This window comes from Streptomyces sp. NPDC091292 (assembly GCF_044757265.1).
In the GTDB taxonomy this organism is placed as follows: Bacteria; Actinomycetota; Actinomycetes; order Streptomycetales; family Streptomycetaceae; genus Streptomyces.
In genome coordinates this window covers 76,094-87,458 of sequence record NZ_JBIVUQ010000012.1, presented here as the reverse complement: position 1 = coordinate 87,458, position 11,365 = coordinate 76,094, and the positions used below count along the sequence as shown (strand labels likewise).

The following is an 11,365-nucleotide window of genomic DNA, read 5'->3' as shown; positions in this document are numbered from 1 at the left end:
AGGGAGGTCGCACGCAGATGCGAGGCAGATGCTGTGACGCCCGCGCGGCCCCGGGCGGGCGTCGGGTCGGGGCCGCTGGTCACACGTACGGGGGTTTCCTGCGGGGGCTTCCTATGGGGGCTTCCCTACGGGGTGTGCTCCGGGGAGTTTCCTCAGCGGGCGCGTCCGGGGGCCGGCAGCACCGGCACCATCGCGTTCCACCGGGCGATCTCGCATCCGTTGGTCCGCGAGTACGTGGTGTCGACGGCGTGGCCCTGCCAGCGGCCGGTGACGCGGGCCGTGGTGGAGCCCCCGTACTGCTGGGTGCACATGGCGTCGGCGGGCACCGGCGCGAAGGGGTCGCGGCGCTCGGCGGTGAGCTGGTCGAGGCGGCGGCAGGCGGCCTCCGGGTCCGGGTGGGTGCCGCCGGCGGGCGAGCAGTCGAGCCGGTACGTGCCGTCGATACGCCGCTCCGATCCGGACACCGTGACGGTGAGGTGGTCGGGCGCGGCGAGGAGCGTGGGGAGGGGCAGGGGCGCCGCCTCGGCGTGCGCGGTGGCGGGGAGACCGGCGCCGAGGGCGGCGACGGAGGCGAGGGACGCGGCGGCGGTGACGACGAGACGGCGCAGCATGCGGGCTCCACGGGGTGCGGGGGTGAGGGGTGCGGGGGTACGAGTACGCGTACGGGTTACGGGTCCGGGAGGCTTAACGCGGCGGCGCGTGGGATGTTGCGGTACGGGGAAGGGCTTTGCCCTGCGCTGGGGCTGCCTAGTACCGTGGGGGGCGATTGGTGACACCCCGCTCGGCTGTGTCATCATCTGCACGCACCGCATCGCGCTCGCGCGAAGGCGGTTGTGCGGGAGGCGTCGCCTAGTCCGGTCTATGGCGCCGCACTGCTAATGCGGTTTGGGCCTTCAAGCCCATCGAGGGTTCAAATCCCTCCGCCTCCGCACCTTGATACCGAAGCCCCGGTCGACCCCGACCGGGGCTTCGGTGCGTCTCGGTTACCGCCGCCAAAAGTGGCATCTGCGCAGGTCAGCCCAGGTCCGGCAAACGGATTTCACCTCACGCCGCCGGTCATGTAATGTTGTTCCCGCAACGCCTACCGGGCCACAACCCGGCCAGGAAGAGCAAGAAACACAACAGAACAACAGGCACTCGTAGCTTAACGGATAGAGCATCTGACTACGGATCAGAAGGTTGCAGGTTCGAATCCTGCCGAGTGCACATTGGATGAGAGAGACCCCGTGGAGTGATCCACGGGGTCTCTCTGTCGCGTGCGTGTTGTCTGCCTGGTGCGTGCCTGTCGCGTGCCGGATTCGCTGCTCCGGTGGCCCCGGGAAATAGTACGGTTGCGTTTCTCCGGGGCCTGGTCTACGGTGATGGTACGAAACAGTTCTGTACTAAAGGGAGCCTCGTGATGGCCCGTACCAGCGGTGATGAGCCGATTCGCCGTCCTCGGATGACCCCCGAGCGGGAGGAGGAGCTGCTTGCCGCGGTGATGGACGTGGTGCGCGAGGTCGGGTACGCCGAGTTGTCCATGGACCTGGTCGCGGCGCGCGGGCGGTGCAGCAAGGCCACCCTCTACCGGATGTGGCCGACCAAGCCGCAGATGGTCGCGGCGGCGCTCTACGCCACCCGGCCGCTCAGGCCGGAGGAGATCGACACCGGGACGCTCCGGGGCGATCTGATGGCCATGGTCGATCTGTTCGGCCCCACCGCGGAGAAGGACTCGGCACTGATCGCCGCGCTCGGCCATGCCGTACTCGCCGACGAGGAGCTTGCCGAGGCGATGCGCACCACGCTGGTGCAGCCGTGGTTCACCGATCTCGCCGGTGTCGTCGACCGGGCCGTCGAACGGGGCGAGCTGGCCTCCAGACCCTCGGCGACGGATTTCCTGCCACAGCTGTTCCTCAGTGTGGCGCTGACCCGGCCGGTGTTCGAGGGAGCCTGTGCCGACGCGGAGTACCTCGCGCGCTGCGTCGACCAGGCGCTGCTTCCCGCACTGCTGCACACCTGACTCGGCCCGCACACCTGACCCGCCCCGCTGACCGAGACGTCACCGACGAGCCGGAGCGTGCCGAGCCCCTGAGTACGGAGAACGAGACATAGGGGCAGCGTCATGAACCAGGAAGTTCCAGAAGTCCCCCGGCCGACCGCGTCCGTCCTCACCCCCCTGGCGCCCGCCGAGCGCACCGAGGAGCAGCGTGAACTGCTCTCCGGCGTATTCGGGGACGACGCACCGAATCTCTTCAGCACCGTGGTACGCCACCCCGCGCTGTTCCGGGCCTGGCTGCCCTTCTGCCTGCGACTGCTGGCGCACTCGGTGTTCCCCGGCAGGGAACGCGAGCTGCTGATCATCCGGACCGCCTGGCGCTGCGGAAGCGCCTACGAGCTGGCCCACCACGTCGAACTCGGCGCCAGGGAAGGGCTGTCCGACGGCGAACTGGCCGCGCTCACCGGTGAAGCCGCGGGGAACTGGTGCCCGCGCGAGCGTCTGCTGATCGCCGCGGCCGACCAGCTCCATGTGAACCAGGTGATCCACGAGGGCACCTCGCGCGAGCTGCGTGCGCTGCTGACCACGGAGCAGATGATCGAACTGCCCATGCTGGTGGGCCACTACGTCCTGCTCGCCGGAACCCTCCGGTCCCTGGGGGTGCCGCTCGACGGTCCCCGTGCCGCTCCGGCATTCCCTTCCTGAAACCTCACCGACTTCAGGACCCCCTCAACTTCAGGACCCCCTCAACTTCAGGACCTCCCGGACTCCGGGACCTCCTGGACCGCAGAACCTCCCACACCTCTTGAGCCGAAGGAGCGCGCCGTCATGCGCCTAGGAGTCATCGCCAACCGCCTGGTCCTCGTGGACAAGGACCAGAAGGACCACAAGAACAACAAGGGCACCGCCGTCGATCTGGAGCAGGCCAGCAAGGGCCGCTTCCCGGCCGATCCCGAGCGCGTCTTCGACAGCTGGGACGCCCTGGTCGAGTGGGCCGCCTCGTACACCTGGGACGACGAGCAGGAGCGACTGCCGCTCGACGGGTTGCAGAATCCCGTACCCGCGCCGCGGCAGGTCTACGGTATCGGCGCCAACTACCGGGACCACCTGGAGGAGGCCGGCCGTGCGCAGGGGCACCAGGGGGATATCCCGGCGCCCGGGACACCCTTGATCTTCACCAAGTTCCGTACCAGCCTCACCGGCCCGTACGACGCCGTCCCGCTGCCTACCCGGAACGTCGACTGGGAGGTCGAACTGGTCGTCGTCATCGGCCGGCACGCCGAGCGCGTGGCCGAGAAGGACGCGTGGAGCCACGTCGCCGGCCTCACGGTCGGACAGGACATCTCCGAGCGTGTGATCCAGCTGGAGGGCATCGCACCGCAGTTCTCCATGGGCAAGTCCTTCCCCGGATTCGGCCCGATGGGTCCCGTGCTCGTCACGCCGGACGAGTTCGAGGATCCGGACGACCTGGAGATCGGGTGCAGCCTGGGCGGCCAGGTGATGCAGACGGGGCGTACCGGGGACCTGCTCTTCTCCGTCCCCCAGCTCATCGCGTACATCTCCGGGGTGACCCCCCTGCTGCCCGGCGACGTGATCTTCACGGGCACGCCCGCGGGCGTCGGCCTGTTCCGTGAGCCGCCCGTCTTCCTCCAGCCCGGCGACACCCTCGTCACCTGGGTGACGGGCATCGGCGAACTCAGCAACCCCGTGACCGCGGGCCCCGGTTACCCGGCCGCGGACGACCAGGACGGAGACAAGTGATGACCACCCCGACACCCGGCACATCCGGCACATCCGGCACGTCCGGCACGGAACCCGCGCGGTACGACGTCGGCGGAGTGCTGCTGCCCCGCCCGTTCAAGATCCGCCGCTTCGGTCACTTCGGCTTCAACTCCGATCACCTCGACGAGTCGATCGCTTTCTACACCGACCTCCTGGGTTTCCGCGTCACCGACGAGGTCAGCCTGCTCGACCAGGTGCCGCCGGAGCTGCGCTCCCTGGTGGAGGGCGTCGTCACCGACCCGCGCATGATCTTCACCAGCAACTCGTCCGACCATCACGCGCTGCTGCTCGCCCACCGCACCTTCGGCACCGTCAACGGCAACGACCGGATCGCGAAGGACATCACCCTCAGCCAGATCACCTGGCAGGTCGGCACCCTCCAGGAAGTGCACGACGCGGAGGAGTACCTGCGCGCCAAGGGCGTGGAGTTCGGGCGCGTCGGGCGGGACATGCCCGGCGGGAACTGGCACATCTACTTCCGCGACCCGGACGACAACATGGTCGAGCTGTACTACGGCATGGAGCAGGTCGGCTGGTCCCGCAACTCCAAGCCGCACGCGATGCACTACCGGGGTTTCGACGACAGGCCGCCCCTGCCCCAGATGTCGGAAGCCGCCGAGGTCCGTGAGGCGCTGGACAAGGGCATCGACATCCACTCCGGTTGGCGGCCCGCCGAGTCGCACCTGGCGGAGACCCACGACGTGGGCGGCATCCTTCTGCCGCGCCCCTTCAAGGTCACCAAGCTCGGCCCCGTGTCGGTGTTCACCGAGCGCATGGACGAGATGGTCACGTACTACACGGAGCTGCTCGGCTTCGAACACGTCGAGGAGTCCGCGTACCGCGGCAAGCGCATCGTGTTCCTGCGCAACGGCACCGAGCACCACTCCTTCGTCCTGGCGGACAAGGCGCTGCGCGGCATGCTCGGGCTGAGCGAGCACAGCTCGTGCCTGAGCATGGGCATGGAGGTCGGCAGCTACCGCCAGCTGCGCGCCGCGGTGGAGTTCCTTCAGAGCCACGGCCACACCCTGGTCGAGGGCATCCCGCCGGAGCTGTACGCGGGCATCGACTACGCGGCCCACCTGCGCGACCCGGACGGCCACCTGGTCTGTCTCTACTACTACATGGAGCAGGTCGGCTGGGACGGCAGGCCGCGCCCGAGCAGCGAGCGCCGCACCGTGACCGGCACCTGGCCCGACGCGCTGGAGCCGCTGTCGGACACCTACGTCGACCAGACCTACATGGGACCCCTGGGCTGAACGATGAGCGACGACGCGAGAACGACGAACGACAGGGCGACAACGGTGAACCACGACGTGACGCGGCGCGGAGACGACACCGATGTACTGATCGCGGGCGCCGGCCCGGTCGGCCAGGTGCTGGCACTCCTGCTGGCGCAGCAGGGCTTGCGCGTGAGCGTCGTGGAGCGGTGGGCGCAGCCCTACCCGCTGCCCCGCGCCGTGGCCATGAGCCACGACGTCCAACGGGTCCTGCGGCAGCTCGGCATGGGCGCCGAACTCGACGGGATGCTCGAACCCTGGGGCGTGGACGGGCAGCGGTTCAGCTTCGCGGACGGGGCGGGGCGGACCCTGGGTGACTCGGAGTACCCGCTGGAGTCGGAGTCCGGCCTCGCCCAGATGTCCGGCTTCTCCCAGCCCGACCTGGAGACCCTGCTGGAGCGGCGGGTGCGGGCCGAGCCGCGGATCGACCAGTACCGGGGCTTCTCGCTCGACGGGCTGACCGACGACGGGAGCGGCGTCAGCGCCACCATCCGGCCCCACACGGGCCTCGCCCCGGTGCCGGACGGAGCGCCGCGCACCCTGCGCGCGGCCTACGCCGTCGGCTGCGACGGCGCCAACAGCACCGTACGCGCGCTGCTGGGCCTTGAGCTGACGGACCTCGGCTTCAACCGTGACTGGCTGGTCGTCGACGTCATCCCGCACACGCCGCCGGACTGGCTGCCCTACGCCTGCCAGGTGCTGGGTCCCGGCAGGCCGACGACCCTCGTACCGGCGGGTCCGGGGCGGCGCCGGTGGGAGTTCATGATCATGCCGACGGACGACCAGGAGTCCGTCGACACCGACGAGAACTCATGGGAGTTGCTCAAGTCCTTCGAGATCCACCCCGGCAACGCCGAGCTGGTCAGGCACGCCCGGTACACCTTCCGGGGCCGCTGGGCCGACCGGTGGAACAAGGGCCGTGTCGTCCTGGCCGGGGACGCCGCGCACCAGATGCCGCCCTTCACCGGCCAGGGACTGAACTCCGGCATCCGTGACGCCGCGAATCTCGCCTGGCGTCTGGTCCTGCTGGTCCGGGGCGAGGGCGACGAGCGGCTCCTGGAGGACTACACGGCCGAACGCTCCGGGCAGATCGCGCGGGTCATCCAGGACACGGTGGGCCTCGGCCGGCTGATCTGCATGACCGACCCGGACGAGTGCGCGGAGCGCGACGCCATGCTGGGCGGAAGCGTCGGCATGGTCCACGAAGTGCGGGAGAACTGGACCCTGCGCGGCGGCACCCTCCAGGACGACGGGATCGGCGGCGGCCTGGGCTTGCAGGCCACGGTCGGCTCGGGGACGCGGACCGGTCTCCTCGACGAGGTGCTCCCCGCGGGCGGCTTCCTCCTGCTGGGACGGGACCGCGATCCGCTGGAGCTGCTGTCGCCGGTCCAGCGCACGGCCTGGCAGCGACTGCGAGGCCGCAGCGCCCACTTCGGGCCCGGCGGACTCACGGACACCGAGGGCAGGTACGCCGCGTGGTTCGAACAGCTGAACGCGTCGGTCGTCCTGATCCGCCCCGACTTCCACCTGTTCGGCGGGGTCCGCACCCCGCACGCGGCGGACGGGCTCGTGCACAACCTGTCCGAACGCGTCCTCGCCGAGCGCGCGTCGCTGTCATGAACAGGAAACCGTGTCCGGGGAACCCTCTCTGACGAAAGTGGCCAGATCTCCGGTGGGTATCGGGGATCTGGCCATTTTCTGAAACAGGGTGTCGGTGGGGGCGGCTAGCTTCGACTGTGTGAGTTGGTCGTGTGTGGGTGTGCGGTGGGGGGAGACAGGCCCCCGGCTTCGGTGGGCGAGGGACGCGGGTGCGGAGCGGGAGAGTCCTCTTGTGTACGGGCGCCTCATCGCTTTTCGGGTCGTGGGGATACGGCGGTGTCCCGGGGTGTGGCGGGGTGGGCGGTGGGTCGGGTGCGGGGACCATGCCGTGGTGCCGGGGCGGAGTACCCGGGGGCAGTGTGACGCGTGTGCTCGCGTCGACCGCGCTCATTCCGTGGCGGCCGACACCTTTCTCGACGACCCCCGGCCTTACCACGTCTATTTGGCGTGGTTCGGGGACGGGCTGGTCAAGGTCGGGATCACCGGGGTGCACCGAGGGGCGGACCGGCTCCTCGAACAGGGTGCCGTCGCCTTCAGCTGGCTCGGCGCCGGGCCGCTCATGGCCGCGAGACGGACCGAGGAGCTGCTGCGGGCCGCGCTGCGGGTGCCCGACCGGATCCCGTACGGTGCCAAGCGCGCCGTACGGGCCGAGCTGCCCGGTCCGGCGCATCGCGCCGCCGCGCTGACCCGGCTCCATCGCACCGCCCGCGCGCTGGACGGCTGGCCCGAGGCGCTGGAGCCGTTGCCGTGCGCGGTGGTCGATCACGGTGCCGTGTTCGGGCTCGACGGGTTGCCGCCCGCCGGCGGCGTCGTCAGCGAACTGGCCGAGGGCGGGGTCGTCCATGGGCGGCTGCTCGCCGTCGCCGGGCCCGATCTGCATCTCGACGTCGCCCCGCAGGTCGTCGTACTCGACAGCCGGCTCATGAGGGGATGGGCGCTGGTCGCCGACGGCGCCGGTCCAGGGCGTATCACCCTGCCCGTGCGGGATGTGTCCGCGGTGCAGAAGGAGTTGTTCTGAGGGGCAGGAGGCAATGGACAGGAAGCAGGGGCAGGAACCATCTTGGGTGTCATGAGCGATCATCCTGTGGCGCCTGTCGCCGCGCACGAGCCGCCGTACTACGCCGTGGTGTTCACCTCCCTGCGGACCGACGGGGACAACGGGTACGGCGAGACGGCCGACCGTATGGAGGAGCTGGTCCAGGAGATCCCCGGGTTTCTCGGGATGGACTCCGCGCGGACGCCCGGCGGACTGGGCGTCACCGTCGGGTACTTCCGTGACGAGGACGCGATCAAGGAGTGGCGGGCCGTCGTGGACCACCGTGCCGCGCAGCGGCGGGGGCGCGACGAGTGGTACGAGCGGTACGCCGTGCACGTCGCCAAGGTCGAGCGGAGTTATGAGTTCCGGCGCGGTCCCGAGGCCGGAGGGACGGAGGGGCGCGGTGAGTGAGGGGGAGATCGAGAGTGTTCGGGGGTTTCGGGAGCGGCACCGGCTTCCCGGGCTGGTCGATGTCCATACGCACTTCATGCCCGAGCGGGTCCTGCGGAAGGTGTGGGCGTACTTCGACGGTGTGGGGCCGCTGACGGGCGTCGCGTGGCCGATCGCGTACCGGCAGGAGGAGGAGCAACGGCTCGCGCTGCTGCGGGCGTTCGGCGTACGGGCCTTCACCGCGATGCTGTATCCGCACAAGCCGGGCATGGCGGCGTGGCTCAACGAGTGGGCCGTCGGGTTCGCCGTGCGGACACCCGATGTCCTGCACACCGCGACGTTCTTCCCGGAGCCGGGTGTGGAGGCGTATGTCCGGCGGGCGCTCGACGACGGGGCGCGGGTGTTCAAGGCGCATGTGCAGGTCGGGGGGTACGACCCGGCGGACCCGGTGCTCGACCCCGTGTGGGGGCTGCTGGCCGAGGCCGGTGTTCCCGTCGTGACGCACTGCGGCTCGGGGCCCGTACCCGGCAAGCACACCGGGCCTGAGCCGGTCGGACGGGTCCTCGCGCGCCATCCCGGGCTGCGGCTGGTCGTGGCGCACCTCGGCATGCCCGAGTACGCGGACTTCCTCGACCTCGCGGAGCGGTACCGGGAGGTACGGCTCGACACGACGATGGCGTTCACCGATTTCAGTGAAGGGATGAGCCCCTTCCCGAAGGCCGAGCTGGGGCGGCTGGGCGACCTCGGGGATCGGGTCCTGCTCGGCACGGACTTTCCGAACATCCCGTATCCGTACGTCCACCAGCTCGACGCGCTCGAACGGCTCGATCTCGGTACGGAATGGCTGCGCGCGGTCTGTTACGGGAACGGGGTCCGGCTGTTCGACCTGGGGTGAGGACCGGGCGGCCCTTTCTCAGGAGATTCACAGGTTCCCGAAAGAGCCTTCTCAGGCCCGCGTCCCAGGGTGTGCAGCATGACCGCTACCACGCCCCAGGGGCGGACCGAACTGCTGAGGCCGGACGGGAGTCCGGTCCGGGTGCTCGTCGTGGACGACGAGCTGTCCATCACGGAGCTGCTGTCGATGGCCCTGCGCTACGAGGGCTGGCAGATCCGCAGCGCGGGCGACGGGACCGGCGCGGTGCACACCGCCCGCGAGTTCCGGCCCGACGCCGTCGTCCTCGACATGATGCTGCCCGACATGGACGGACTCGCCGTCCTCGGGCGGCTGCGCCGTGAACTGCCGGACGTACCCGTGCTGTTCCTGACCGCGAAGGACGCCGTCGAGGACCGGATCGCGGGGCTCACGGCGGGCGGCGACGACTATGTGACCAAGCCGTTCAGCCTGGAGGAGGTCGTCGCGCGGCTGCGGGGGCTGATCCGCAGGGCGGGGGCGGCGGACCGGCGCAGCGAGTCGCTGCTCGTCGTGGGCGATCTGACGCTGGACGAGGACAGCCACGAGGTGGTGCGGGACGGGCGTTCGATCCACCTCACGGCCACCGAGTTCGAGCTGCTGCGGTTCCTGATGCGCAATCCGCGCCGCGTGCTCAGCAAGGCGCAGATCCTCGACCGGGTGTGGAGCTACGACTTCGGCGGCCAGGCCAATGTGGTCGAGCTGTACATCTCGTATCTGCGGCGGAAGATCGACGCCGGTCGGGCGCCGATGATCCACACCCGGCGCGGCGCCGGCTATCTGATCAAGCCCGCCGTCCCGGCATGACCCGGCGCCCGCGTACGAGGTCCCTGCGTACCCGCCTCGTCGTGGGCTCGGTCGCCCTCATCGCCGTCGTCTGCGCGGTCATCGGCACGGTGACCACGATCGCGATTCACTCGCATCTGTACGACCAGCTCGACGGCGCGCTCAAACCTCTCGCGCTGCGTGCGGCCGGCCCGGTCGGCGTCCCGCCCAGGCACAACGCGGCGGACGACGGGCCGCTCGACTTCGTCACCAAGGGGCCACAGGAACCCGGCACCCTGGGCGCGGTCGTCGTCGACGGCACCATCGCGGAGGGAGAGGTCAGCAAGGAGACGCAGGACAGCTACGGCCTGCGCCTGTCCAGCGACGCGCTCACGCCCGCCCAGGAGGCCGCGCTCTCCGGCGTCCCCAAGGTCGAGCACCAGCAGCACAACGTCGACCTCCCCGGGCTCGGCGAGTACCGCGTGACCTATGCCCAAGGCGTCAACGGCACCTTCTACGTCGGCATCCCGACCGCCAAGGTCACCAACACCCTCCACACCCTCATCGCCGTCGAGATCAGCGTCACCGCCGCCGGACTCGTCGCCGCCTCGCTCGCCGGCGCCGCCATGGTCGGCGTCGCCCTGCGCCCCCTGCGCCGCGTCGCCGCCACCGCCACCCGCGTCTCCGAACTGCCCCTGCACAGCGGCGAGGTCGCCCTGTACGAGCGCGTCCCCGAAACCGAGGCCGACCCGCGCACCGAGGTCGGCCAGGTCGGCGCCGCGCTCAACCGCATGCTCGACCACGTCCACGGGGCGCTGGACGCCCGCCAGCACAGCGAGACCCGGGTACGCCAGTTCGTCGCCGACGCCAGCCACGAACTGCGCACCCCACTGGCGTCGATCCGCGGCTACGCCGAACTCACCCGCCGGGGCCGCGAACCCACCGGACCCGACACCCGGCACGCCCTGGGCCGTATCGAATCCGAGGCGCACCGGATGACCGGCCTGGTCGAGGACCTGCTGCTGCTCGCCCGGCTCGACGCGGGCCGCCCCCTGGAGTACGCGTGCGCCGACCTGTCGCCCCTGGTCGTGGACGCCCTCAGCGACGCGCGCGCCGCCGACCAGGACCACGCCTGGCGCCTCGACCTGCCGTCGCAGCCGCAGCTCGTCCTCGCCGACACGGCCCGTATCCAACAGGTCCTCGTCAATCTCCTCGCCAACGCCCGTACCCACACACCCCCGGGCACCACCGTCACCGCGCGGGTGCACCGGCACGGGAGGTGGGTCTGTCTGGACGTGTCCGACGACGGGCCCGGCATCCCGCCCGCGCTGCTGCCGCACGTCTTCGAACGGTTCGCGCGCGGCGACTCCTCGCGCTCCCGCATCTCGGGGTCCACCGGGCTCGGACTCGCCATCGTGCAGGCGGTGACGGCCGCGCACGGGGGTGGTGTGACGGTCGAGAGCGGGCCGGGGCGGACGGTGTTCACGGTCCATCTGCCCGCGTACGACGTGGGTGTCTCCGGGTCCGTCACGGGCGGGCGCGCCTTGCCCGGTACGGCAGTTCACACGACTGTCACGCACTCACAGGCGGGCCACAGGCGGACCACACAGCCCTGACAGCGGGTCTGGCGA

At 70.5% G+C, this 11,365-nt stretch carries 11 protein-coding genes and 2 tRNA genes; 12 read left to right on the top strand and 1 reads right to left on the bottom strand.

What is annotated here, in order from left to right; genetic code table 11:
• Positions 1-152: 152 nt before the first annotated feature.
• Positions 153-611 carry an SSI family serine proteinase inhibitor gene (locus ACIQNU_RS28160; RefSeq protein ID WP_401371784.1) on the bottom strand — a complete coding sequence of 153 codons (459 nt, stop codon included), beginning with the start codon at positions 609-611 and terminating at the stop codon, positions 153-155.
• 227 nt (positions 612-838) lie between these two features.
• Here ACIQNU_RS28160 and ACIQNU_RS28155 point away from each other — a divergent pair.
• From ACIQNU_RS28155 to ACIQNU_RS28100, 12 genes are all read left to right on the top strand, one after another.
• A tRNA-Ser gene (locus ACIQNU_RS28155) sits at positions 839-929 on the top strand.
• A gap of 204 nt (positions 930-1,133) precedes the next feature.
• A tRNA-Arg gene (locus ACIQNU_RS28150) sits at positions 1,134-1,206 on the top strand.
• Between the two features lie 193 nt (positions 1,207-1,399).
• Entirely contained in the window at positions 1,400-1,999 is a 600-nt protein-coding gene (locus tag ACIQNU_RS28145; RefSeq protein WP_401371782.1) for a TetR/AcrR family transcriptional regulator, read from the top strand.
• A 102-nt stretch (positions 2,000-2,101) separates the two neighbouring features.
• Positions 2,102-2,680 carry a carboxymuconolactone decarboxylase family protein gene (locus tag ACIQNU_RS28140; protein WP_401371780.1) on the top strand — a complete coding sequence of 193 codons (579 nt, stop codon included), beginning with the start codon at positions 2,102-2,104 and terminating at the stop codon, positions 2,678-2,680.
• Positions 2,681-2,803: 123 nt separating this feature from the next.
• Entirely contained in the window at positions 2,804-3,736 is a 933-nt protein-coding gene (locus ACIQNU_RS28135) for a fumarylacetoacetate hydrolase family protein (RefSeq protein ID WP_401371778.1), read from the top strand.
• Complete coding sequence (locus ACIQNU_RS28130) at positions 3,736-5,013, top strand: VOC family protein (RefSeq protein WP_401371776.1); 1,278 nt, start codon at positions 3,736-3,738, stop codon at positions 5,011-5,013. Before ACIQNU_RS28135 ends, ACIQNU_RS28130 begins: the two co-directional genes overlap by 1 nt.
• A gap of 45 nt (positions 5,014-5,058) precedes the next feature.
• On the top strand, positions 5,059-6,654 hold the full coding sequence (locus tag ACIQNU_RS28125) for a bifunctional 3-(3-hydroxy-phenyl)propionate/3-hydroxycinnamic acid hydroxylase (protein WP_401371774.1): 1,596 nt from the start codon (positions 5,059-5,061) through the stop codon (positions 6,652-6,654).
• 88 nt (positions 6,655-6,742) lie between these two features.
• Positions 6,743-7,651 (top strand): DUF2797 domain-containing protein, encoded by a 909-nt coding sequence (locus tag ACIQNU_RS28120; RefSeq protein WP_401371772.1) that lies wholly within the window; start codon positions 6,743-6,745, stop codon positions 7,649-7,651.
• 51 nt (positions 7,652-7,702) lie between these two features.
• Complete coding sequence (locus tag ACIQNU_RS28115) at positions 7,703-8,080, top strand: antibiotic biosynthesis monooxygenase family protein (RefSeq protein ID WP_401371770.1); 378 nt, start codon at positions 7,703-7,705, stop codon at positions 8,078-8,080.
• Entirely contained in the window at positions 8,028-8,954 is a 927-nt protein-coding gene (locus tag ACIQNU_RS28110; protein ID WP_401371768.1) for an amidohydrolase family protein, read from the top strand. Before ACIQNU_RS28115 ends, ACIQNU_RS28110 begins: the two co-directional genes overlap by 53 nt.
• 78 nt (positions 8,955-9,032) lie before the next feature.
• Positions 9,033-9,776, top strand: a complete 744-nt coding sequence (locus ACIQNU_RS28105; RefSeq protein ID WP_401371766.1) for a response regulator transcription factor — start codon at positions 9,033-9,035, stop codon at positions 9,774-9,776.
• Positions 9,773-11,350: a sensor histidine kinase gene (locus ACIQNU_RS28100; RefSeq protein WP_401371764.1), complete on the top strand. Its 1,578-nt coding sequence runs from the start codon at positions 9,773-9,775 to the stop codon at positions 11,348-11,350. The genes ACIQNU_RS28105 and ACIQNU_RS28100 overlap by 4 nt, the downstream gene beginning before the upstream one ends.
• Positions 11,351-11,365: the final 15 nt, after the last annotated feature.

Bases quoted from the DNA above. Each gene is read 5' to 3' on its own strand.
- ACIQNU_RS28160 (WP_401371784.1), bottom strand. From the start codon at position 611: ATGCTGCGCCGTCTCGTCGTCACCGCCGCCGCGTCCCTCGCCTCCGTC.
- ACIQNU_RS28145 (WP_401371782.1), top strand. From the start codon at position 1,400: ATGGCCCGTACCAGCGGTGATGAGCCGATTCGCCGTCCTCGGATGACC.
- ACIQNU_RS28140 (WP_401371780.1), top strand. From the start codon at position 2,102: ATGAACCAGGAAGTTCCAGAAGTCCCCCGGCCGACCGCGTCCGTCCTC.
- ACIQNU_RS28135 (WP_401371778.1), top strand. From the start codon at position 2,804: ATGCGCCTAGGAGTCATCGCCAACCGCCTGGTCCTCGTGGACAAGGAC.
- ACIQNU_RS28130 (WP_401371776.1), top strand. From the start codon at position 3,736: ATGACCACCCCGACACCCGGCACATCCGGCACATCCGGCACGTCCGGC.
- ACIQNU_RS28115 (WP_401371770.1), top strand. From the start codon at position 7,703: ATGAGCGATCATCCTGTGGCGCCTGTCGCCGCGCACGAGCCGCCGTAC.
- ACIQNU_RS28110 (WP_401371768.1), top strand. From the start codon at position 8,028: ATGAGTTCCGGCGCGGTCCCGAGGCCGGAGGGACGGAGGGGCGCGGTG.
- ACIQNU_RS28105 (WP_401371766.1), top strand. From the start codon at position 9,033: ATGACCGCTACCACGCCCCAGGGGCGGACCGAACTGCTGAGGCCGGAC.
- ACIQNU_RS28100 (WP_401371764.1), top strand. From the start codon at position 9,773: ATGACCCGGCGCCCGCGTACGAGGTCCCTGCGTACCCGCCTCGTCGTG.